Origin of the sequence: Hymenobacter sediminis (genome assembly GCF_003231285.1) — a bacterium.
Taxonomy (GTDB): domain Bacteria; phylum Bacteroidota; class Bacteroidia; order Cytophagales; family Hymenobacteraceae; genus Hymenobacter; species Hymenobacter sediminis.
Genome location: NZ_QKNS01000001.1, coordinates 99991 through 122391 on the forward strand (window position 1 = coordinate 99991; position 22401 = coordinate 122391).

At 57.0% G+C, this 22401-nt stretch carries 16 protein-coding genes; 9 read left to right on the forward strand and 7 right to left on the reverse strand.

What is annotated here, in order from left to right:
- Nucleotides 1-165: 165 nt before the first annotated feature.
- On the reverse strand, nucleotides 166-1620 hold the full coding sequence (locus DNI29_RS00420) for a hydrolase (protein ID WP_110976100.1): 1455 nt from the start codon (nucleotides 1618-1620) through the stop codon (nucleotides 166-168).
- Nucleotides 1621-1996: 376 nt separating this feature from the next.
- On the opposite strand from DNI29_RS00420, the gene glgP reads away from it, so the two are divergent.
- Nucleotides 1997-3649, forward strand: a complete 1653-nt coding sequence (glgP, locus tag DNI29_RS00425; protein ID WP_110976101.1) for an alpha-glucan family phosphorylase — start codon at nucleotides 1997-1999, stop codon at nucleotides 3647-3649.
- 197 nt (nucleotides 3650-3846) lie between these two features.
- On the opposite strand, the gene DNI29_RS00430 is transcribed toward glgP, so the two are convergent.
- Nucleotides 3847-4434, reverse strand: coding sequence for an arylesterase (locus DNI29_RS00430; RefSeq protein ID WP_110977244.1), 588 nt, complete (start codon nucleotides 4432-4434; stop codon nucleotides 3847-3849).
- A gap of 217 nt (nucleotides 4435-4651) precedes the next feature.
- On the opposite strand from DNI29_RS00430, the gene DNI29_RS00435 reads away from it, so the two are divergent.
- Both DNI29_RS00435 and DNI29_RS00440 read left to right on the forward strand, forming a co-directional pair.
- The gene (locus DNI29_RS00435) at nucleotides 4652-4963 is read left to right on the forward strand and encodes a thioredoxin family protein (protein WP_110976102.1); all 312 of its coding nucleotides are present in this window, start codon (nucleotides 4652-4654) and stop codon (nucleotides 4961-4963) included.
- A gap of 12 nt (nucleotides 4964-4975) precedes the next feature.
- Nucleotides 4976-5218, forward strand: a complete 243-nt coding sequence (locus tag DNI29_RS00440) for a DUF6952 family protein (RefSeq protein WP_110976103.1) — start codon at nucleotides 4976-4978, stop codon at nucleotides 5216-5218.
- 128 nt (nucleotides 5219-5346) lie between these two features.
- Here the strand turns inward: DNI29_RS00440 and DNI29_RS00445 are convergent, their stop codons facing one another.
- Together DNI29_RS00445 and crtD are read right to left on the reverse strand one after the other, a co-directional pair.
- Nucleotides 5347-6030 (reverse strand): carotenoid biosynthesis protein, encoded by a 684-nt coding sequence (locus tag DNI29_RS00445; RefSeq protein WP_110976104.1) that lies wholly within the window; start codon nucleotides 6028-6030, stop codon nucleotides 5347-5349.
- Between the two features lie 62 nt (nucleotides 6031-6092).
- Entirely contained in the window at nucleotides 6093-7592 is a 1500-nt protein-coding gene (crtD, locus tag DNI29_RS00450; RefSeq protein ID WP_110976105.1) for a 1-hydroxycarotenoid 3,4-desaturase CrtD, read from the reverse strand.
- Nucleotides 7593-8290: 698 nt separating this feature from the next.
- On the opposite strand from crtD, the gene DNI29_RS00455 reads away from it, so the two are divergent.
- From DNI29_RS00455 to DNI29_RS00480, 6 genes are all read left to right on the forward strand, one after another.
- Nucleotides 8291-10150 (forward strand): cellulase family glycosylhydrolase, encoded by a 1860-nt coding sequence (locus DNI29_RS00455; protein WP_110976106.1) that lies wholly within the window; start codon nucleotides 8291-8293, stop codon nucleotides 10148-10150.
- 35 nt (nucleotides 10151-10185) lie between these two features.
- Nucleotides 10186-12192: a 7TM diverse intracellular signaling domain-containing protein gene (locus DNI29_RS00460; RefSeq protein WP_110976107.1), complete on the forward strand. Its 2007-nt coding sequence runs from the start codon at nucleotides 10186-10188 to the stop codon at nucleotides 12190-12192.
- 810 nt (nucleotides 12193-13002) lie between these two features.
- Entirely contained in the window at nucleotides 13003-16194 is a 3192-nt protein-coding gene (locus tag DNI29_RS00465; protein ID WP_123823013.1) for a SusC/RagA family TonB-linked outer membrane protein, read from the forward strand.
- Nucleotides 16195-16219: 25 nt separating this feature from the next.
- Nucleotides 16220-17710, forward strand: coding sequence for a RagB/SusD family nutrient uptake outer membrane protein (locus DNI29_RS00470; protein WP_110976109.1), 1491 nt, complete (start codon nucleotides 16220-16222; stop codon nucleotides 17708-17710).
- A 102-nt stretch (nucleotides 17711-17812) separates the two neighbouring features.
- Complete coding sequence (locus DNI29_RS00475) at nucleotides 17813-18646, forward strand: PKD domain-containing protein (protein ID WP_110976110.1); 834 nt, start codon at nucleotides 17813-17815, stop codon at nucleotides 18644-18646.
- A gap of 161 nt (nucleotides 18647-18807) precedes the next feature.
- Nucleotides 18808-19608 carry a glycoside hydrolase family 16 protein gene (locus tag DNI29_RS00480; protein ID WP_162303462.1) on the forward strand — a complete coding sequence of 267 codons (801 nt, stop codon included), beginning with the start codon at nucleotides 18808-18810 and terminating at the stop codon, nucleotides 19606-19608.
- A gap of 354 nt (nucleotides 19609-19962) precedes the next feature.
- Here the strand turns inward: DNI29_RS00480 and DNI29_RS00485 are convergent, their stop codons facing one another.
- The 3 genes from DNI29_RS00485 to DNI29_RS00495 form a co-directional block, all read right to left on the reverse strand.
- The gene (locus DNI29_RS00485) at nucleotides 19963-21153 is read right to left on the reverse strand and encodes a class I SAM-dependent rRNA methyltransferase (RefSeq protein WP_110977245.1); all 1191 of its coding nucleotides are present in this window, start codon (nucleotides 21151-21153) and stop codon (nucleotides 19963-19965) included.
- 153 nt (nucleotides 21154-21306) lie between these two features.
- Nucleotides 21307-21846 carry a hypothetical protein gene (locus tag DNI29_RS24005; protein ID WP_123823014.1) on the reverse strand — a complete coding sequence of 180 codons (540 nt, stop codon included), beginning with the start codon at nucleotides 21844-21846 and terminating at the stop codon, nucleotides 21307-21309.
- Between the two features lie 102 nt (nucleotides 21847-21948).
- Nucleotides 21949-22386 (reverse strand): SRPBCC family protein, encoded by a 438-nt coding sequence (locus DNI29_RS00495; RefSeq protein WP_238387965.1) that lies wholly within the window; start codon nucleotides 22384-22386, stop codon nucleotides 21949-21951.
- Between the last annotated feature and the right edge of the window lie 15 nt (nucleotides 22387-22401).

Genomic DNA, 22401 nt, shown 5'->3' on the forward strand with positions numbered 1-22401 from the left:
GTGCTGTATTGATAGGTTATACTCGTGGGTTGGTTTGCGCCAGCCAATGAGGTTGCATTGACTGCAAAAAAGCCCGGGTAACCAGAACGCAAAAAGCCCCGTCGCCAACACGGGTCAGCAACGGGGCTTCAGAAGTAGTGAGGGGGGTAGGGCTACGAGTTCTTTCTACTGCAGCTTCGCCAGCCAGAGGGAGGCGTTCAGGTGCAGCCGGGCGTGGCTTACGTTCTCGTTCCAGCCATCATACACGGTGTTGCCCGGCGAGCCGGTACCATCGTCAGCTGGCGAGGAGTCGCCGATAATTACCACGCGACCCGCGCCGAAGGTGCTGCTGGCGGCCATGGCCAAGCTGTTGCCCTGGGTGGCCGAGGTGCGCCACACCAGCCCCTGCACGGTGCTATTGGCCGTGGGAGAAAGGGTCATGGTAGCCCCGTTGTGAAAGGACAACTGCGACACCTTGCCCTGCGAGCCGTTCATGATGGGGTTGGTGGTAGAAGCCAGCGCATTGGTGCTGTTCTCCACAATGTTGTCCATGTTCACCGAGAAGCCGAAGGGGTTGGCCTTCACGGAGTTGTTCTGCATCAAATCGTTCCAGATTTCCGGCGAGTCCCAGCCGTCGTTGTTGCGGTCGGAAATGGTGTGGTCCGAAATCATGAACAAGCCGCCGCCGTTCTGCACGAACTGCAGGATAGCCGTTTTCTCGGTGGCCGTGAACACCGTGTTGGGCTCATCCACCACGAACACGCTGTAGTTGCTCAGGTCTTGGGGGTTGCTGCTATTGCCGTAGGTGATGCTAGTGCCGGCCGGCAGCTGTTCCACCGTGTGGCCCAGCTTGACCAGTGCTACCCCCCAGGCCGAAATGGCGCCGGTCCAGTAGGTTTCGGGGGTAGTGCTGGTGATGCCGCTCTGAGCCGGCGAGGGGTAGCGCGAGGCCACACCGCTGTTCACATCCAGCACCCAGTCGGCGTTGCCGGCCAGCTCCCCGTGCGAGCCATCGAACAGAAACTTCTTAGCACCGGTTGCCGGAGGCGGGGTAGTGCCGCCGCCTCCATCGGAGCTGCCGTACTGTTCCACCGTGACGTTATCGAGGTTGATGCGGTTGGTGCCGCCCGAGGTTTTGCGGATTTGCAGGCGCACGTTGCCGCTCAGGTTCACCGTGAACGAAGCTGTGCTCAGGGTCGTGCTGCTAGTCGTAACGGTGCTGCCCACTTTCGTGAAGCTGCCGCTGTTCTGGCTTACCCACAGCTCCCACTGCGAGCTGGCGTCGGAGCCGTAAAGGGCGTGCTGTACGGTTACTACTCCTGCCCCCGTCGTGAGGTCGAAGTTGGTGGTGAGGGAGCCCACGTTCCGCATCCGCACCGATTGGGCACCGGTTTTAGCGTCGGCGGTGGTGTTACCCAGCAGGGCGTCGTTCAGGGTCCAGGAGCCGGAGCCAAGCGTAACGGAGCCAGTGGTGTAAGCGGATTTGGTGCCGGTATCAAAGCCTTCCGGAAAGCCGGGGCTGCTGACATCGGCCTTGGTTGAAACGGCAACAGCGGGAGCCGGAAGGTTTTCCTGCTGGGCGCAGGACAGAACGGAAAGGCTCAGCACGGAGGCTGCCAGCCAGCGCAGAGGGTAGCGCATAGAAGGGTTTTGGTTGTGAAAGTGGAAAAGAACGGAGTACCGCCTTACAAAGCTACCGCTGGGGTAGGCCATGGTCAGCCAGCTTGATATTATGGAATTATTATCAAAGCATCAGATAGTGAAAGGGTTATCCTTACGCTTTGTGTGCTGTCCGTCCCGCGCCTTTCCCTACCCCTTGCGGCCCCGCCAACCTTGCTGCTTTGCTCTTACATGATGCTTTTTTGCTTATTACTGGTGGCTGATTTGCATTTTGGCCTTTCCAAGCCCGTCGGGTCAGAACAGTCCGCGCTTTTCCGCTTTTTTTGAGCCCGAATCCGTATCCTGATTCGCATAGGCGGACAGACCGCCCGTTCTTTCATTCAGCCTTTCTTGCTTTATGGCATTTGACTTTCAGATGTACACCCCTGCGCCCGAGTTCAGCACACCGGCCGCTTATTTTTCCATGGAATTTGCGCTGGACCAAGCGCTGAAAACGTACTCCGGAGGCCTGGGCTTTCTGGCCGGCTCGCACATGCGCTCCGTGTATGAGCTGAAGCAGAACCTGGTAGGTATCAGCATCCTGTGGTCGTTCGGTTACTACGATCAGGGCCGCAACGAAGACCAGAGCATGCGCGCCGATTTCCGCCTCAAGCACTACAGCTTCCTGCAGGATACCGGCCTCACCTTCCCCATCGAAATCCACAATGCGCAGGTGCTGGTAAAGGCCCTGTACCTAGCCCCTGACACGTTCGGGACGGCCCCCATGTTCTTCCTGACCACTGATATTCCGGAAAACGACTACCTCTCGCGCACCATCTCCCACCACCTTTACGATGCCGACACGGCCGCTCGCGTGGCCCAGAGCATTCTGCTGGGGGTAGGCGGCGGCAAGCTGCTGGATGTGCTGGGTCGCCAAACCGAGGTATACCACCTCAACGAAGGCCATGGGCTACCCCTGGCGTTCTACCTCTACGACAAGCACGGCCGCAACCTCGATGAGGTAAAGAGACGACTGGTTTTCACGACCCATACGCCCGAGCTGGCCGGCAACGAGGAACACCCTGTGAAGCTGCTGCACAAGATGTCGTTCTTCGGCAATGTACCCCTGGAGGAAGTGCACCGCCTAGGGCTGGTGGAAAACGAAAGCCTGAATTACACCCTCACGGCCCTACGTTTTTCGCGCATCAGCAACGGTGTTTCCAAGGTGCACGGCGAGGTAGCCAACGACATGTGGGGAGGTTATCAGGGCATCAGTCCGATTATTGCCATTACCAACTCCCAGAACGGTACCTACTGGCGCGACAAGCAGCTGCATGCTGCCCTGGAAGCCGGCGACGACACGGCCCTGAAGGCTCGTAAGCGGGAATTGAAAAAGCAGCTGTTCGACATTGTGGCCGACCAGACTGGTACCCTCCTCGACCCTAAGGTACTGACCGTAGTATGGGCCCGCCGCTTTGCTGGCTACAAGCGCGCCGACCTCATTTTGCGCCATTTCGAGCGGTTCCTGGCTATTGTCAACAACACTGAGCGCCCGGTGCAGGTGATTTGGGCCGGTAAGCCTTACCCCAAGGACTTTGGTGCTATTGGGTTATTCAATAGCATCATTGAGAAGACCAAGAACCTGAAAAACTGTGCTGTGCTGACCGGCTACGAGTTGGGCTTATCGGCAGCGCTGAAAAAGGGTTCCGACATCTGGCTGAACACCCCGCGCTACCCCCGCGAGGCCTCCGGAACCAGCGGCATGACGGCCGCCATGAACGCCTCTGCCTCCCTGAGCATTGCCGACGGCTGGATTCCGGAGTTTGTGCGTCACGGCGAAAACGGCTTTATCATTGAGCACACTGACATCAACCAGCCCGACGACGTGAAGGACAACATCGAGGCTACCAACGTGCTCAATGTGCTGGAAAACGAAATCATCCCACTCTACTACGGTCAGCCCGAAAAATTCCTGGAACTGGTAAAAACCGGCATGCGCGAAGTAGAGCCGGAGTTCGAGTCGCACCGCATGGCCACTGAGTATTACGAGCGGATGTATAAGGTGAAGTAGTAAATAAGTGAGTTGTCATGGCGAAGCGGTAGCTAAAGCCATGCTTTCTCTTCTTTGCCCTAGCTGCTCTTAACAGAACAAGCCCTTACTTTCAACAAGGAGGTAAGGGCTTGTCACGTTTTAAGGGGTAGCACGTCATGAAGTTAAAATGGCGAGTGACACGAGACCATCACTTACTTATTCACTCAAGCACTCATTCACCGAAGCACTTTCTCCAACACCGCCCACACATTGTTAGCCAGAATTTTCTGACCCTCGGCGTTGGGGTGCACGCCGTCGGGGAGGTTGAGGTGGCGCTGACCAATAACGCCGTGGAGCAGGAAGGGCACGAAATCCACCTCGTTCTTTTCGGCCAGGAGGCGGAACAGGGCCTTGAACTCCTGGGCGTAGTGGCCCATGCGGCCGCCACCGAGGGTAGCCAGCGGACCCAAGTCGAAAGGAAACTCCAGGCCCACCAGCACCACGCGGGCTTCGGGATGGGCGCGCCGTACCTCATCGAGGATGAACTGCAGGTTTTGGGTGGTTTCGCGGACGGGAATGCCGCGCAATCCGTCGTTAGCACCCAGCTCCAGCACAAATACATCGATTTTTTCGAAGCGGCTTAGCACCGAGCTAATGCGCTGGCGGCCTCCAGCGGTGGTTTCGCCACTGACGCCGTAGTTGTGCGTTTTATAGGAAAGCTGAAGCGCGTCGAGTTTCTCCTGGATGCGAGCAGGAAACGATTCGCTAGCCCGGAGCTGGTAGCCGGCCGTAAGCGAATCGCCAAAGAACACAATAGACTGCATGAAGTAGGGCAGCAAATAATACGAATCAGAAACAATCAGGTAACGAAGCCAGCGGCTGAGAGTTCCGGCCCAGCCTCTGGTTGCTGCTCCCAGCTGCGTGCAGACTCTAATCTTATAAGGAGATAAACTTTTTTATCCGTTTCCGGCTTTACCTTTGTCGGCAGATAAGAATCATTCTTATCTGCTGATTGCGTTTTATCAACCAACACTTCAGATAATGCCCGTAACGAAAGCCACCGACGCTGATTTCCAACAACTACTGCAGGAGAACGAGAAAGTAGTGGTGAAATACTACGCCGACTGGTGCGGTAACTGCCGCCTGTTTTCGCCCAAGTTCAAGCGCCTCTCGGAGGCCCACGAGGGCATTGCCTTCCTGGATGTAAACGCCGAAACCAGCCCCGAAGCTCGCAAGCTGGCCAGCGTGACTAACCTGCCGTTCTTTGCCGTGTTCCGCAACGGCGAGCTGGTAGAAACCGTGGCTGCCAGCAAGGAAGAAGCCGTAGCCAGCCTGATTTCTCGCCTCAACTAAGCGCGCTGCCCCATGAAAATGCCCGTTATCAAGCGCCTGGTAGAAACGCAGACGCTGGAGAGCCTGGTAGCTGCCGAGGAGGCCCTATTGGAAGAGCAAACGTCTGCTTTCGAGGTAGAAGGCGAAGACGAAGGTGAACAGCTGACTCATGTGTTTGCCGCTATCTTCATCCTCAACCATATGAAGGACCACGGCTCCGACTTCAAAACTGCTCTGCGCGAGTATACCGCCAAAGTGCGCGTATCCATCAGCTAAGGTTGATTTAGAACGGTAGGCTCCGGCCTGGCTGCTCTTAATTATTAACAGCAAGCCCCTACTTTCAGATGAGAAGGTAGGGGCTTGCTGTTTAGTAAGCAGGTAGGGATTATGCCGGATGGCGCGGCTCAGAGCATCATGCCAAGGCCAAAGAAAAACAACACCTGCAGCAGAAAAACAAAGGGTACCAGCGGGTTGCGCTTCACGAAATCAACCTGATTGAAGTATACCTGCAGAATCAGGCTGACCAGAAACCAGCCTTTGAAGTTGAGCATCGGGATGACATTGTACTGCCACTCCCAGAAGTCGTAGCGCACTGCCACAGGCTCCAGGCAGATATCCAAGCCAACCAGCAGTAGGGAAGCTACAATAGCCCGCAGAAAATTAGGGATGGGAAGGTAGCGGGCCAGGATGCCCGCCGAGTACGTCAGCATCAGCCAGTTGACGCCAATCATGAGGGGGGTATTCAGCCACTTAAAGCCCAGGGTTTCGCCGTAGGTGTACTGCCCGAATAGTAGGCCGGTCCGCACGCCCACTACCTCCACGAAGAACCCCACCAGCATGGTTATCACGCAGAACGTCCAGAACGCCGAGGTGCGTCGGGGCTGAAAGGCCAACAGCAGGCCCATGGTGAGCAGCAGGTTTAGGGGCACGAACTGCAGGTAGAAGCTGGGGTCATCAGAGAAGCCCAGCCCCAGGAAGCCGGTTACGTGGAAGAGCAGCAACACACCCTGGGCCCAGCGCAGGCGCCGCCGGTACGCATCGGCGCTGACGAGGGTAGGCGTGGGAAGTTGTTGCGTGATATCAGTCATGGTAGAAAAGCAAAGGGGTAGGCAGAGGGGCCGAGCGGGACGGAAAAGCGTGCTGGTCGTTCCTATTTCTCTTTCGTAATCAAGTCAGAAACTATACGGGCGGAAAGCAAACACAGCGGAATGCCACCACCAGGATGTACCGAGCCCCCGCAAAAATACAGGCCATCCAACTGCCCCGAGAAGTTGGGGTGGCGCAGGAAAGCCGCCAAGGCATTGTTGCTGGAGCTACCATACAAGGCGCCGCCGAAGGAAGAAGTTCGGGCTTCGATGCCCGGCGGGTCCCAAACGTGCTCCGCCCGGATCAGGCTGCCCACCTCTACGCCCAGCGCCTGACTGACGCGGCGCAGCACCGCCTGGCGGGTGCGCTGTACCAACTCCGGCCAGTTTTGCCCCTGGTCATGAGGTACGTTCACCATCACAAACCAGTTTTCGTGGTCGGGCGGGGCATCGGTGGGGGTGTGGCCCGAGGTGATGTTGACGTACACCGTAGGGTCGTCGGCAATGGTTTTCTCCTGAAAAATGGCCTCGAATTCGCGTCGGTAGTCCTGTGAAAAAAATATGTTGTGCACGCCCAGCTCAGGGAAGCGCCGCCCGATGCCCCAGTAAAAAATAAGGGCTGAGGATGAGCGGGGCTGACCCAGGGTGCGCTCCGGAGCCTGCTGACGAGGTAGTAGCCGCCGGTAGGTAGGCACCACATCCATATTGCTCACCACTAGGCCTACGTCGTACACCTCCTGCTCGGTCCTTACACCTGTCACGCGCCCGTCGGCCGTCAGGATTTCCAGCACGGGCTCTTGGTAGCGAAACTGCACACCCAGCTCCTCGGCCAGCTGCACCAGGCTTTGGGCAATAGCAAAGATGCCGCCCTCGGGGTAGTAAGCGCCCAAGCCGTGCTCCAGGTGCGGTATCAGGCTGAGGGTGGCGGGTGCTTGGTAAGGGTCGGAGCCGTTGTAAGTCGCAAACCTATCGAAGAGCTGCACCAGGCGTGGGTCCTGAAATGCGGCGGCGTGGCGCTCGTGCATGGTGCTGGTGAGGCCCAACTGGGGTAAAGCAGCCAGAGCTTTCAGTACTTCGGGGCTGAGGTAAGTGCCGGCCTTGTGCAAAGACTTTTGCAGAAACGTGCCGGCCGTGCCTTCGTAGGCACGGCGGCTCCGCTGCAGAAACCGCAATACCTCGGCGGCCGGTACATTCAGCTTTTCCTCCACCTCCTGGGCAAACCGTGACTCGTCGGCCCAGGCGGTCAGGCGCGTACCATCGGCAAAGAAATACTGCGTAATAGGGTCGAGGCGCTGGTAGCGGAAGTAGTCCTGCGGCTCGCGGCCGGCCAGGCGAAACAGCTCATCTACCAGGTGAGGTAGGGTAAAAAGCGAAGGTCCTCCATCGAAGCGATAACCGCCGGGCAGCTCCAACTGGTGCATTTTGCCTCCAAACGACTCCTGTGTCTCAAATACCGTAACGCGGTGCCCGTGGGCGGCCAGCCGGACCGCTGTGGCAATACCGCCGATGCCCGCTCCAATAATGGCTACGGTTTGTTTGGGAGCTACAGAGTTGGAACGTGACACAGATAAAAAGCAGCAGGGCGCGTGCGCAACGCAGAAAACAAATGGAGCGGGCCAGACACAGCAGGCGCAGGAGCAAAACGGCCCGCGTTTCAACACAAGGTACGGCAGGGAAATGTTTAGCGCCGTGCCCCTCGGCAGCACCCCAGGGTATAGACCAAAAATATTTCCGGCGCGAGTTTATTTTTTCATTGTTGCCTAGCCGTGCATGGCCGCCCGAAGCTTACTGTTACAAGCCCGGCGAGCGGTTTTTTGCGTGTGTGGTAAGCGTATAGCCAAGGATGTGTGCTACCTGTAAAACGAGTTTTGACGCATCTAAACAAAGTTTTTGACCTTGTTTTTCATGGCTAGGTACTAATATATTTGATGACCTACGCGGCCTGCTACCCCCTACTCCGGCCCTAACCCCTGGCCAGCAGCTGCCGGCCGCGAATAGTTTGGCCCCTGCTGCCCAAACGCCAGCCCGCCTGATAACGCCCTACCCACTGCGTGGTAGATTAACCCCCGCGCTTGCCGCCGGAGCAGCGCAGATGGGTAAAAGGTAGCCCCTGAAGGCCTGCCCACCTGCTAGTCCTGAGCTGAGCTCCTGCGGTGTGGCTTGATAAGCAAACGATTGAGTGAGAAAAACGGAAAAGGGACGGAGTTTCTCCGTCCTGTTTTTCTCATTTATCGGCTTCTGTTCCCTCCAATACTTTACGCACATGAATACCCGATTTACGCTGCCTTGGGGCCGCTGCCTGGGGCTACTGTCCCTGATGCTAAGCCTGGGTCTGAGCAGCCGACCAGTTGTTGCACAAGCCCTAACTGCGTTGCGAGCCGATGGCCCCAAAATAGTGGATGCCCGTGGCCGCGAAGTGGTGCTACGCGGCTACAATGTAGGAGGTTGGCTACTACAGGAAAGCTACATTCTGCAAACGGATACGCTTAACTCTCAGCGCCGTATTCAGCAGGGCCTACTCCGCACCATGCCGGAAGCGGAAATGGAGGACTTCTATCGGCAGTATCGCCGAAACTTCATTACCAAAGCCGACATCGACTTTCTGGGCAAGCAGGGTTTCAACTCCGTGCGCCTACCCTTTCACTACGATTTATTCCTGACCACCGAGCAGCGCCGGGCCCGCACAGCCGTAATCCGCGACCCGCAGAACCCGCAGAAGCTAAATGCTTATGTGGAGCAGTTAAGTCGCTGGTACGATGATAACCAGTTGTTTGTGAAGGATAAACAGCTGGATGGGTTCCGCTTTATTGACGAGGTAGTACAATGGTGCGCCACCAATAAGATGTACGTGATTCTGGACTTGCACGCTGCTCCCGGCGGTCAAGGCACCGACCGGAACATCAACGACAACTTCCTGCCCCTGGACCTGTGGAAACACCGGGATGCCAAGGGCCGCCTGATTTACCAGGATATAACCGTACGCCTCTGGGAAAAACTGGCCGCCCGCTATAAGCGCGATGCCCGCATTGGTATGTACGACCTCATCAATGAGCCCCACAACGTTAATGCAGCCAACGGATTATCGTCCGATAATCAGGAGATAAGCGCGCTGTATGCCCGCCTGATTAACGCGGTGCGTGCCCAAGGCGACCAACACTTATTAGTATTAGAAGGCAACGGCTACGGCAACGAGTACACTAACCTCACCCCCGATAAGCTGGCCATCAAGAATAAAAGTAACCTCGTGTACAACGCCCACCGCTACTGGTGCACCAACGTGGCGGAGGTTGCTGACCCTAACCCTAATCAAATCAACCTGATCCGGAATCTGGCCGCCTTCCGCGACCAGTGGCAGGTGCCGGTGTGGGTAGGCGAAACCGGTGAAAACTCCAACGAGTGGTTTGCCGCCGCCGTGCAGGCCCTGAATGCCCGCAACATTGGCTGGTGCCACTGGAACATAAAGCGCGTGGACTCGGGCGCCGGACTGCTACGGGTGAAGCCCTACGGCAGCATTCTGACCCCCGAGGGCCGTGCCACTCTGCTGCGCAACGTACAATTCGCTAACTGCCAGGTGAACCGCGACGTGCTGGCGGCCCTTACCCAGCCGGCTGTGCAAGCTCCCTTCGCGCAGCTTACCATTCCGGGCACCATTGCGGCCACCGACTACGACCTGGGCCGTAATGGCGTAGCCTATCACGATGATTATGCCGCCCGTACCGACTACCGCGAGCTAAAACCCACCAACCACGGCGGTGCCTACCGCAACGACGGGGTCGATATTACAGCTTGCACCGATGCTCCCAACGGGTATGCTGTGAGCCAGTTAGCTACTGGTGAGTGGTTGGCCTACACCGTAACCGTGAAAACGCCAGGTACCTATACCGCGGCCCTGCGCCTACAGCCTGGTACTGCCCCCGGCCGGGTAACCCTGCGTCTCGGCGAGCTGCCATTAGGCACGGCTAACGTGGCGCCTGGCTCTGATTGGGCCACTATTACCCTAACTACTCCTACCCTTCCGGCCGGGCAGCATGTGCTGCGTGTACTGGTGGAGCAACCCGTAAATCAACTGGGTTGGCTGCGCTTTGATGCGGCTGCGGGGGGTAGTGGCGCCGGCGGACAGTAGGCAAACACCGCCGCGTTTCGTACCTTAAGGGCACCATGAAGCTCGTGAATTCCCACCTCCCACCGCGTCGGGCTATCTGGTTTTCTTTCCTGACGCTGAGCACCCCCCTGCTCCTGTGCCTCCTTTTGGTCAGTTCCCCGGCCTGGGCGCGCCCCGCTGATACTCTGCGGGTGCATGCTGGCCTGGAGGAGCTGTTTGTTGATCCAGACCGCTACAGCGTGCTGGAAGACCCCTCCGGCCGGCTTACCCTAGCCGACGTGCAGGCTCCGGCGCACGCCGCCCGGTTCCAGCCGGGCAACACCCTGCCCACCACCATGGACCACCCCGGTTCGGCCTACTGGCTGCGCCTGGTGGTGCAGGCGCGAGGCTCCCTGAGTCAGCACTGGTACCTGGAGATGTTCGATTCCCACTTGAACAGTGTGGAGTTTTACCCGCCCGACGGTTCGGCGCCTACCCTCACTGGCTCCGACCTGCCGCTGGCAACCCGGAAGTTTCCCTACAAGAACTTCCTATTCCGCCTCCCCCTACCCCCAAACCAGGCCCAAACCTACTACCTGCGCCTGACCTCCAACTCCAAGACGACCTTTCTGAGCCGCCTGCGCACGGAACAAACCGTGGCGGTACACTTCCAAACGGAGTATGGGCTGTTGGGCGGTTTCTATGGAGTGCTGCTGATTATGGTAGTGTACAACCTGTGCCTCTACCTGTTCATCGGCGAGCAAACCTACCTGCGCTACGTGCTGTATGTACTCAGCTGCAGCCTGGTGTTTCTGTCAGAGGATGGGTTGGGGTTCCAGTACTTGTGGCCTGATTATCCGGCACTGAACCAGCTGATTGTAGCTGGCTCACCTATTCTGCTACTGCTCACCTTTAGCTACTACGCCCGCCAGTTCCTGGATATCAGCCAGCATCAGCCTTCCATCGACCGTTGGATTCGGGCCGTGGTACCGCTGAGCATGGTAGGGCTACTGATTGATGCCGTTTGGCTGAACTCGGGGTGGGGCCTCTGGTTTTACCTGCTGCCCTACTGCATGATTTATTATGCGGCCTACCGGGTGTGGCGGCGTGGGCAGCGGACGGCACGCTTCTTCCTGCTAGCCCACGTTATGGTGGCCATCAGCGTGGGCTTCCTGATTTTGCGGAAGCTAGGCATCAACACGTTCACTACCACAGCCACGGTGTATAGCATGAACGTGGCCTTTGTGGTAGAGGTGGTAGTGCTGTCCTACGCCTTAGGCGAAAAAATCAAGGGCATTAAGGATGCTACCATTCGGGCCCAGGGCAAGTTGGTAAAACAGCTGCGCAAAAAGCACCAGGTGCAGGAGCAACTGGTAGAGCAGCTGCAGCGCAACCAGGAACTCAAAGACCAACTTAACTCTGAGCTGGAAAGCTTGGTGGCCCAGCGCACCGATGAGCTACGCCAGCAAAGCGACACCATTGCGGCTCAAAACCGGGAACTGCTCCAAGCCAACGGCTTGCTAGCTCTGCAGTCAGCAGCTATTGAAAAGCTGAATATGGACCTGCAGCGCGACCTACAGGAAGCCAAAACAGCCCGGGTACTGTCGAAAGAGGTAAATTTCGGCGAGTTCAGCCAGATCTATCCCGATAAGGACGCCTGCTTGGTGTATCTGGCCAGCCTCAAGTGGGCCGACGGTTACCAGTGCCGTAAGTGTGGCCACGAAAAGTACTGCGACGGTCGGGAACCGCACTCCCGCCGCTGTACTAAGTGCCGCTACGTGGAGTCAGCCACTGCTTATACTCTGCTGCAAAAGTGTAAATTTCAGATAATCAAAGCATTTTATGCGGTGTTTCTGATTTATACGCACAAAGGCAACTACTCTTCTCAGGAACTCTCGCGAGTGCTCGACCTGCGCCAGGGCACTTGTTGGAGCTTCAGCCAGAAAGTACTGGAAGCCATGCGCCGCCGCCGCCAAGCTCCCGACTTCGACGAGAACGAGGGCTGGACTCATATACTGCTAGACTCACTGGGTGTGGAAGTGGAAGAAGCTGATACGTCAGAGGAGGCTACAGTACGGGCTTAAGTAGGATAATGTACGAGCTAGGAAAAAGCCTCCTCTCCCGCTGAGGCATCAGCCTATCAGTGTCGGCGGCCAGCACCACGGCAGGTAGCTACGCCTTACTCAGAATAGGAGCCCGAAGCTTTGAAGCACCTGCATGTTTAAGGCTAGAAGCAAAAGGTAGGCTGGCCAAGGCTACTCTTCACAGACTGAAGTAGGAACCGCTGTTGGGTATGTAAGTGAATACTCACTGCAGTGGAATTGTGAAAAAAGTTGATTTAACAGGCTTTTTTTTAATTGTTTTTTACGTGTTAGCGACCAGACCAGGAAAGGGCAGTAGCATAGTGTTAAGCCATAAATACCCCTGTAAGGCGTGTGTAGTAAGTGTATAGTATAAGGTGTGTAGTAAGTTAAAAATGCCTTTGTAAGGCGTTTGAGGGCAGTTTTCCTATTGCTTTTCCGAAACACGGTCGGATATATTTGGGCATTCTCCGCTCTTCTGTTTGCTTCCTTATCCTCATCAGGCATCTCCTTTCTGTAATGTGCCGCCAACTTATCCTTGCTTACCTGGTCCTCAGCAATTGAACCTACCTTAGTAAGTCTTCGCTTACTGCCTTGCCCCACTAGCCTCTGGTCAAGGGAAGAGTCCCCCCCAGCCACTGGTAACCCCAAGGCCTTATATGGGCCTTATATGTTTCCACTAACCTAGCCGCTCGCATCTGTATCGGCTCCGGGTCTCCACCCTTTCTTCCCCTCGTTATTCCACAGGTAGTCGCGTTGTTCCAGAGCCTGCTGCATGGTAAGCCCTCTACCTTTTCTTCCCACAATTCCCACATGTCAATGAACCAACACCTCTACACTCAGGCGCTGCTGCGCCGGGCAATGTGGCTGGCAGCTTGCGGCCTCCCCGCCCTCCCTACGCTGGCAGCAGCCCCCTCCGCGGCCGATGGGCTACCCCGGCCCGCTGCTACCCCTAGCCCCCTGGCCGATGTGCCGGTGTCGGGCCGCGTTACCCAGACCAACGGTGAGCCACTGCCGGGGGTAACGATTATTGTGAAGGGTACTACCCTAGGTACCACTACCGATGCCGATGGCCGCTTCTCGCTGAACGCCCCCGAAAACTCAACCCTGGTGGTGAGCTATGTGGGCTTTACCCGCAAAGAAGTGCCCATTACCGGTGCATCAAGCTCTTTGACCATTAGCCTCTCAGAAGATACCCGTGCCCTGAGCGAGGTAGTAGTAGTAGGCTATGGTACCCAGGAGCGTGGCAGCGTGACAGGGGCCGTTTCGTCGGTATCGGCGCGCGACATTGCAACCCAGCCGGTGGCTGATGCTACCCAGGCCTTGCAAGGTCGGGCCGCCGGTGTTACGGTTACTTCTAACGGCGGTGCTCCCGGTGGTGCAGCTGGTACCTCTATTCGTATCCGCGGTATAACGTCGGCCGGTAACAACAACCCGCTGTACGTAGTGGACGGCTTCCCGCTGCCCGAGGGTGGAGAAAGCCAACTGAACGCCATTAGCCCGAACGACATCGAAACCATTGACATCCTGAAGGATGCATCGGCTACGGCTATTTACGGGGTACGGGCAGCCAACGGGGTAGTCATTATCACGACTAAGCGCGGTAAGGCGGGTACCTCTAGCATTAACTTGGATGTGTACCGAGGCCTGCAGCAGGTATGGCGCAAGCTGGACTTGCTTAATGCTGAGGAGTACGCAGTTATCAACAACGAAAACCGCTTGGCCGGTGGAGCTCCCATTGTGGTAGACCGCCTACGTAACCCCCAAGCGCTAGGTGAAGGCACCGACTGGCAGGACGAAGTGTTCCGTCGGGCAGCTATCCAGAACTACTCGCTGTCTGCGACGGGGGGTAGCGAAAAAGCACGCTACGCCGTGTCGGGTACCTACTTCCAGCAGGATGGTACCATTGTGGGCTCTAAGTTTGAGCGCTTTACCTTACGGGCCAACGGCGACGTACAGGTGAACAAGATTTTGAAGCTGGGCAATAATATCTCGCTCACTCACCTTAACGACCGACAGATCAACTCCGGCGGGGGCAACGATGGGGCTCGGAACAACGAATACGGTACCATCCAGCATACGCTGCGGGTGCCGGCTATTATTCCGGTGTATCGTCCCGATGGTTACTACTATGAGCCCCGTGGCGCTCAGGATAACTTCATTGAGGAGAACCCGCTGGCCGCGGCCACTATCAGCCGACAGAAGTTTACCCGGAACCGCATGCTCACTACCCTCTTCGCGGAGTTGGAGCCGGTGAAAGGGTTGCGCTTCCGTACCAACGTAGGAGCTGACCTCATATTCGACAATTACAACGGCTTCCGACCTGGTGTGCCGGAATTGCAGGTAGGGGGACAGACCTATACCACACGCTACACCCAGGCTACGGCCGGTGCTACAGCTACGGCCTCATATGCGCCAAGCTACCTGATTGAGAACACGCTTACCTTTGATCGGCTGTTTGCTGACAAGCATCAGGTAACGGTACTGTTGGGGCAGTCGGCCCAGCAGTTCAACTATAGCAACGTAGAAGCCTACCGTACAGGCTACTTGCGGAATGATCTGGAGGTAATCAACTCTGGCCCGATCAACACCCAGATTTCAAACGCGGGCACCATCAACCCACCTTCTCGCCTAGCCAGCTACTTCGGACGTGTTAATTATGAGTTTGGGGGCAAGTACCTGTTCCAAGCCATTGCGCGCTACGATGGCTCTAGCAGCTTCCCTCCCGGCGACAAATTTGGCTTCTTCCCCGGTATATCGGCAGGCTGGCGTATCTCGGAAGAAGACTTCCTGAAAGGCAACCGTGTTATCAGCAACCTGAAGCTGCGTGCGGGCTATGGCAAAGTAGGTAACCCCAACAACGCGGGCCGTTTCGCCTACCTCTACGCCATCAACTCCGGTATCCGATATCCATTCGGGGCCGGTGGTGGAGCCCTGCAGACGGGTGCAGCGCCTACCCGTCAGGCTAACCCCGATCTGCGCTGGGAAACCAACAACCAAACCAACATTGGTATTGACCTGGGCTTCCTGGATAACCGCTTCGAGGCTACCATTGACCTGTATAATCGTAACTCGCCTAACCTGATTGCGCCGGTGCCGGTATCACTGGTGTCGGGTACCTACGAAACGGTGAACCGCAACGCGGCTTCGGCTTACAACCGCGGCATCGACTTCTCATTTACCTCGCACAACGTGCGGGGTACAGGCAGCGGCCTCAACTGGACGACGACCCTGAATCTGTCGGCGTTCAAGACCAAGTTGGAGTCGTTGGGGGTAGGACAGCCTTACAACGGACTGAGCGCTCTGAGCGGCGTGATTGTACGCTATGATGAGGGGCAGCCTTTTGGTTCCTTCTTCGGTTACGTAGCCGATGGCCTGTTCCAGACGCCGGAAGATGTACAAAACCACGCTACCCAAACGGGCGGAACAGCTCCTGGCGATATTCGCTTCAAGGACCTGAACAATGATGGTGTCATTAATGCCGAGGACCGGACCTTCATTGGTAATCCTAACCCCGACTTCACTTACGGCCTGAACAACACCCTGACCTGGAAGGGCTTCGACCTGAACGTGTTCCTGCAGGGCTCACAGGGTAACGACATCTATAACCAGAACCGCTATATTCTGGAGAGTCCCCTGTACGGTAACAGCAGCGGCAGTACTCGTGTGCTGGGTCGCTGGACTGGCCCCGGCACTAGCAACGACGTGCCCCGCGCCGTGGGCGGCGACAATGCCGACCCTAACCAGAACCTGCGGGTTTCGAGCTATTTCCTCGAGGACGGCTCCTACCTGCGTATTAAAACCCTCACACTGGGTTATACACTACCCCAGAGTGTATTAAGCCGCATTACTGCCAAGCAACTGCGCTTCTACGTGAGTGCTCAGAACCTGGCAACTTGGACTAATTACTCCGGCTACGACCCCGAAGTAGGCTCCCGTGGCGTTGACCTGGGAGTTTACCCGCAGCCGCGCGTGTTCCTGGCGGGCCTGAACATTGGTTTCTAATTCCCACCCCCAAACATTTCAGCAAATGCTACCCCTACATAAGTATAGAACCACCTGCGGCGCCTGGCTCCTAACCCTGGGCCTGCTCAGCGGGTGCGGCGAAAAATTCTTGGAGGAGACGCCAACCGACCAAGTGACGGACGTTAACTTCTATAAAACCGCTACTGACGCTATTCAAGCCACCAATGCTGTATACGGCGAGCTAATTTCGGCCGGCCAGTATAACTCCTCTCTTTGGTTTGGTGATATTGGCGCTGATATTTCCACTACCGGTGGCGGCGGCGGCGGCGACGGTATTGAGTTCCAGCAGCTCGATTTTTACAACATACCCAGCACCAATCCTATAGCTACGCGCTTATGGGGTAGCTGCTACGTAGGTATCGGGCGGGCCAACATCGTGCTTCAGAAGGTGCCAACCATGAGCATTGATAAGGCAATTCAGGACCGTTGCATTGGTGAGGCACAATTCCTTCGGGCCAAGTACTACTTCGACCTAGTGCGCGCTTACGGCGATGTACCCTTGCTCACTACTCCACCTACTACTCTGGCCGAGGTAAACATCCCGCGGACTCCCGTGGCTCAGGTGTACGCTCAAATTGAGAAAGACCTGACCGAAGCTATGAGCAAACTGCCGGCTTCTTACACTGGCGACGACATCGGGCGGGCCACCAAGTGGTCGGCTACGGCACTGCTGGCTAAAGTATACCTCACGGAGGGTAAGCTGGCCGAGGCGGCTACCCAGGCCCGCGCTGTTATTAACAACAGCGGCAAGACCCTGTGGGATAACTACGCCGATAACTTCAAGGTAGCCAACGAGAATGGCAAGGAGTCGTTGTTTGAAGCTCAGTTCATTTCGGGCCGCAATCAGTGGACCCAAGATGGGCCCGGCTTCAGTGGCAACGAGTTCTTCGGACCGCGCGGCCAAAATGCAGTGCCTCAGGGTGGCTACGGCTTCAACATTCCAGAGGCGGATTTTGTGGCTGGCTATGAAGCCGGCGACCTACGCCGCGACGCGACCATCTGGATGCCCGGCGATGCCTACCCCGATGGCCGCAAGCAACCCAACTCCCTGCCCGGCTCGCCTAACGGCTACGGCGTGAAGAAGTGGTTTGTGGGGAAAACCAACACCAACATCTGGGACTCGGAGCTAAACATTCCGATTATTCGTCTGGCCGAGGTGTACCTAATTCTAGCTGAGGCAGTAGGCACTACTACCGAGGGTTACGAGGCCATTAACAAAGTGCGCCGCCGGGCTTTTGGCCTGCCCATCAATACAGCTAGTGCCAAGGATCTTTCGGGCCTGAGCGCCGATGCCTTCAAGCAAGCCGTGTGGCGTGAGCGGAAGTACGAGCTGGCTTTCGAGATGGACCGGTGGTTTGACATGAAGCGCACTGGTGAGCTGCTCACCTCTCCACAGTTGAAAGCGAAAGGCATCAAACCCTTCAATGTGGTGCTGCCCATTCCGCAATCGGAGCTTGATGTGAACACGGGCCTGACTCAGAATCCTGGCTACTAAATCATAACGCCTCTTCCTACCAGCAGTGCTATCCTTTCTGGCTGTAACCAGGGGTAGCACTGCTGAGTTGGGTGGCCTTCACTCCTTCTCTCGCTAATTTCCATGTACCATAAATTTACCCGCCTGGCAGCCCTAGCCTTGCTGGCTGCCCCACTACTGTTCACCTCCTGCGACAAGGACGACGACTATGAACTTGAGGGTGCTGTAACCCAACCTACCTTCACGTTCAGCGCCCCCAAGTCAGTTGGTCTCACCACGGAAGTGACCTTCACTAGCACCGGCCCTGATGCTTTTCTCTACCAGTGGGAATTTGGTGATGGTACCACCGCCACTGGCAAGACAGTAACGCACGTTTATAAGAAAAGTGGAACTGTTCAGGCCCGGTTGCTTACCTCTTACCGCGGTGGATTCAGTACGTCTGCCCCACAAGACATAGCATTACCACAGAATGTGACCTTCGTGAAGCAGCTCCTAACCGGCACCGGCTCCAAAACCTGGATATTGGATAATGCCTCCGATGCTACTATTACGGTAGGAACAGAAGCCAAACCAACTGAGTACTACGCCGGTGGTAAAGCAGGAGACTTACCCGCCTGCCAAGCCGATGATGAGTTTACTTTCTCAAGCACCGACGTATATACTTACGAGGCAAAAACAGAAACCTACGTAGCCGCTACCCCTGCCACAGCCACTACCCCTGCCGTACCGGCTGCCTGTGGAGCTCCTCGCTCAGGCACATCTGACTATACCTTCGGCCCGGCCGTAGGCGATGGATATGCAATGATTGAGTTCAAGAAAGCCGGTACTTTCATAGGGGTTACCGATGCACCAGACCTTACGTATCGTGTAATTGATATCACTGAAAAAACCCTAGTGCTGCGTGCAGGCAAACCCAATGGCACTGTATTCCAAATGAAGCTGGTAGCTAAACCCTAAACTGGCACAACTCGGCCTGATTGGCCTTCATATCAGTTAGAGGTGTTGCTGTCGGCAGCAGCACCTCTTTTTTTTGTAAGTATTTGTAGGGTATGAGAAATACACGCTATTGGGGGAGGCAGAATGATAAGCTTGTTGCTAGCGTATTGCTGGTTTGGGCCTTGTCTTCCTGTACCGAAACCAAAACCAAGAATATTCCAGCTCCTACCCCAGTAGTAAACCAGGAAGCACGCGACTACGACCAGTACACTGAAAAGGTGTGGAGTGACGAGTTTGATGGCTTTTTCCTGGATGAATCTAATTGGGTGTATGAGCAGGGCGGAGGTGGTTGGGGCAACCAAGAGCTGCAGAACTACACCAACTCCACTAGCAATGCCTATGTCAGCGGTGGCAATTTGGTGATTCAGGCCCGCAAGGAGCAGTCGGGCAGCAATGCTTACACTTCGGCCCGTCTTATCACCAAAGGGAAGAAAACATTTCAGTTTGGCCGTATTGATGTGCGCGCCAAAATTCCTAAAGGCAAAGGTGTGTGGCCAGCCATTTGGATGCTAGGGGCTGATATCGATCAGAACAACTGGCCGAAATGCGGTGAAATTGACATCATGGAATTGCGTGGTAGTAAGCCCAAAGAGCTTATTTCTACCATGCACTACGCTACCAGTACTGGAGCACATGGATACGAGGGAGATACCAAGGTGCTCCCGGTTGACTTATCAACAGACTTTCACATCTATAGTGTCGTGCGCAGCGAGAACATGACCCGCTTCTACCTCGATGGTAATCCGCAGCCTTATTACACTTACAATAACAGTACTAGCGCCAGCCCTTATCCTTTCAACAATGGGTTTTTTCTGATTCTGAACGTAGCGGTAGGCGGACATTTTGATGGGAATCCAGACGGATCAGCGACTTTTCCCCAGCAGATGCAGGTGGATTACGTGCGGTACTATCAGTATAAGTAAGACATAAGCCAGCGCCGTCGTCGGCCTCTGGGGGTGGGAAACAAACCAGGTAAGATGACGGCTCTTGGGAGCATACTCCCGCTGGCAGGGTGAGGGCAGCGCTTAGTTGTGGTTTTCTGGGCGCCGCTTCTCCCCAATCATTGCACAACAGTGCTCTTGTATCCCAGCCTTACTACCCCACGGTTTTCAAGGAACTAGGGGGTAGTACCGGGGCCGGTCCGCCATGTTAGGGGTGCGGGCCGGCCTTTGGTTTTCCTGGCACCCGCTAAACAAGCCCGCCGGGCCTGCGCTACACCGTGGTGTTGTGCGCGGGCCCGGCGGGCTTTAGGCGTTGCTGGGGGTAGGAAAATGCAGCTATTCCACGGCCAGCACCAGCCCTTTCAGGTACTCGCCTTCGGGGTGAAAGAGGCTTACTGGGTGGTCGGCGGGTTGGGTGAGGCGGTGTAGGATGCGAGCCGGGCGGCCGGCCTCGATGGCAGCGGCCAGCACGGCTCCCTCAAACAGCTCCATGCTCACTACCTGCGAGCAGCTGAAGGTAAACAATAGCCCACCGGGCGCAATCTGCCGGATGCCGGCCGCATTTAGGCGCTTGTAACCCATCAGGGCGTTGTGCCGGGCCGAGAGGTGTTTGGCGAAGGCCGGCGGGTCTAGCACAATCAGGTCGTACTGGTTGTGGCGGTCCTTCAGGAAGGTGAACACATCCTGAGCGTAGGCCTCGTGGCGGTCCTGTAGTCCGGTCAGCTCGGCATTGCGGTTGGTTAGCTCAATAGCTTTCTTGCTCGAATCGACGGAATGCACCAGCTCGGCGCCGGCCTGCAAGGCATAAGAGCTGAAGCCTCCTGTGTAGCAGAACGTGTTGAGCACGCGGCGGCCGGGCGCATAGCGAGCCAGCAGACTACGGTTGTCGCGCTGATCAATGAAGAAGCCGGTTTTCTGACCCGTTTCCCAATCAACGGCAAAAGGATGGCCGTTTTCCTGTACGATGTGCTCAGCGCCAGCGCTTTCCCCGAACAAGTAGCCGTTCTGAGCGCCGGGCGCAGCCTTAGCGGGCACGGTTTCGGAGCTTTTGTCGTAGATGGCGCGCAGGTTCGGAATTACCGTTTGTAGGGCCTGCGCAATGAGGGGGCGCGCCTTGTACATGCCCGCGCTGTGAGCCTGCACCACCGCCACATCTCCGTACACGTCAATAATAAGTCCGGGCAGCCCATCGCCCTCCGCGTGGGCCAAGCGGTACACATTGGTGTTACCCTGGCCCGTGAGCCCCAGACCTTGGCGGAGCTGGTAGGCATTCCGGATTTTCTCTTCCCAAAACGCCGCATCGGGTAGTTGGGCATCGGGGCCGAAGGCGAGCATCCGCACGGCAATGGAGCCTGGCGCGTAGTGCCCTACCCCCAGTAGCTCGCCATTGGCAGCTTGTACGGCCACTACTTCGCCTTCCACCACCTCGCCCTGCATGCGCCCAATAGCCCCGGAAAATACCCAGGGGTGCAGGCGGCGGAGAGATTGGTCTTTACCAGGTTTAAGCGTGACGGTAGCGGAGTTCATAAGCAGCAGGATCAGGAAATGGACTACAAAGGTACCTAACCTGCCGAGGATAACCTGCTTTAACTGAAACAGCCAGAGCCCTGAGGGCAAAACCACTAAGCGGCCCCTACCCCTTGGCAAGTTCTAAACCGCTGGGGTCTCAGTTGATGGCGCTTACGCGAACGGGTCGAGGTAGGCAATCAGGACGGCCAGCGCTGCCAACCCACCCAGGATAGCCCATACGGGTCCGCCCCAGATAAGCAGACCCAGCAAAGCAATTGGCAGCACAACCAAGCCCAGCACACCCAGCACCGTGGTTCCCAGCCCAGCCTCTGCCGCGCGCCGGGGTTTCGCTACGTGCTTAACTGCCTGCTCGGAAGACCGCCCAGAAAAAGACTGTTTTGGGGCCTTTGCCGCCACTTGAGCTATGGCCTGGCGCATCTGTCGCTGTAGTGGCCGCGAAGCCACTGGAGCCCGGCGCGGTGGCCTAATGGTGGCCTGGTGCAGAGCGGTAACCGGTAAGGAGGCCGTAGCCTGACTAGGAGTAACGCTGGAATCAGCTGGTACAGCTCTGGAAGCGACAGTCGTGGCGCCGGGCCGAAACCGATACGCTGTCTGGCTGCTGCGGCAACTAGCTGCCAGCAGCACCAGGGAAGCCAGCCACAAGTGAAGGAGAAGCCGCGGGCGGCGGCCAGGAAGTAAGACTGCAGGCATGGGCAAGAGCTACGAGGAACGGCAAGATACACGGCTTGCTGCGACCTATACGGGAACAGCCACCTCCGCGCTGCCTTGGGCCTTAGGCTGGGGAGTAGCGTCCTACCCTTTCTCCTGGCCCAAAGTCCCAAACCAGCGGCGGTAAATGGGGCGGCGCCAGGCAAACTGGGCCCACATCAGGGGGTAAAGCAGGGCATCCAGCGGGCGCAGACCGGTGCGGTATTCCAGATCTTCTACAATGAAGGTACCGCCGCCAGGGGCAGGCTGCATCAGGTGCCGATGGCGCCAGAAGCGCAGTGGAGGCGGCAGGCGCTGGCCTTCATCTACAAAGTAGTACGTGCCATCGGGCAAAGTGCCATGGTCGGTAATAAGGGAGGTCCAGGGGTAGCGCATGGGGCCCGCTCCCAACTCAATATGCACCTCGTCGCCGCGGTGGCACCCATCAAAGCGCAGCAGCCGGAATGGCGGTACGGGCGGGGCCAGGGCTAGGAACAGCTCGCGTGTGAAGCCTTGCCAAACCTGCCGGGGAGATGCCGCCACGCGGGTACGAAGGTA

Excerpts from the sequence above, each read along its gene's own strand:
- DNI29_RS00460 (WP_110976107.1), top strand. The coding sequence starts at position 10,186 with ATGAAGCTCGTGAATTCCCACCTCCCACCGCGTCGGGCTATCTGGTTT.
- DNI29_RS00485 (WP_110977245.1), bottom strand. The coding sequence starts at position 21,153 with ATGAACTCCGCTACCGTCACGCTTAAACCTGGTAAAGACCAATCTCTC.
- DNI29_RS00470 (WP_110976109.1), top strand. The coding sequence starts at position 16,220 with ATGCTACCCCTACATAAGTATAGAACCACCTGCGGCGCCTGGCTCCTA.
- DNI29_RS00435 (WP_110976102.1), top strand. The coding sequence starts at position 4,652 with ATGCCCGTAACGAAAGCCACCGACGCTGATTTCCAACAACTACTGCAG.
- DNI29_RS00430 (WP_110977244.1), bottom strand. The coding sequence starts at position 4,434 with ATGCAGTCTATTGTGTTCTTTGGCGATTCGCTTACGGCCGGCTACCAG.
- DNI29_RS00455 (WP_110976106.1), top strand. The coding sequence starts at position 8,291 with ATGAATACCCGATTTACGCTGCCTTGGGGCCGCTGCCTGGGGCTACTG.
- DNI29_RS00445 (WP_110976104.1), bottom strand. The coding sequence starts at position 6,030 with ATGACTGATATCACGCAACAACTTCCCACGCCTACCCTCGTCAGCGCC.
- DNI29_RS00420 (WP_110976100.1), bottom strand. The coding sequence starts at position 1,620 with ATGCGCTACCCTCTGCGCTGGCTGGCAGCCTCCGTGCTGAGCCTTTCC.
- DNI29_RS24005 (WP_123823014.1), bottom strand. The coding sequence starts at position 21,846 with ATGCCTGCAGTCTTACTTCCTGGCCGCCGCCCGCGGCTTCTCCTTCAC.
- DNI29_RS00465 (WP_123823013.1), top strand. The coding sequence starts at position 13,003 with ATGTCAATGAACCAACACCTCTACACTCAGGCGCTGCTGCGCCGGGCA.
- DNI29_RS00440 (WP_110976103.1), top strand. The coding sequence starts at position 4,976 with ATGAAAATGCCCGTTATCAAGCGCCTGGTAGAAACGCAGACGCTGGAG.
- glgP (WP_110976101.1), top strand. The coding sequence starts at position 1,997 with ATGGCATTTGACTTTCAGATGTACACCCCTGCGCCCGAGTTCAGCACA.
- DNI29_RS00475 (WP_110976110.1), top strand. The coding sequence starts at position 17,813 with ATGTACCATAAATTTACCCGCCTGGCAGCCCTAGCCTTGCTGGCTGCC.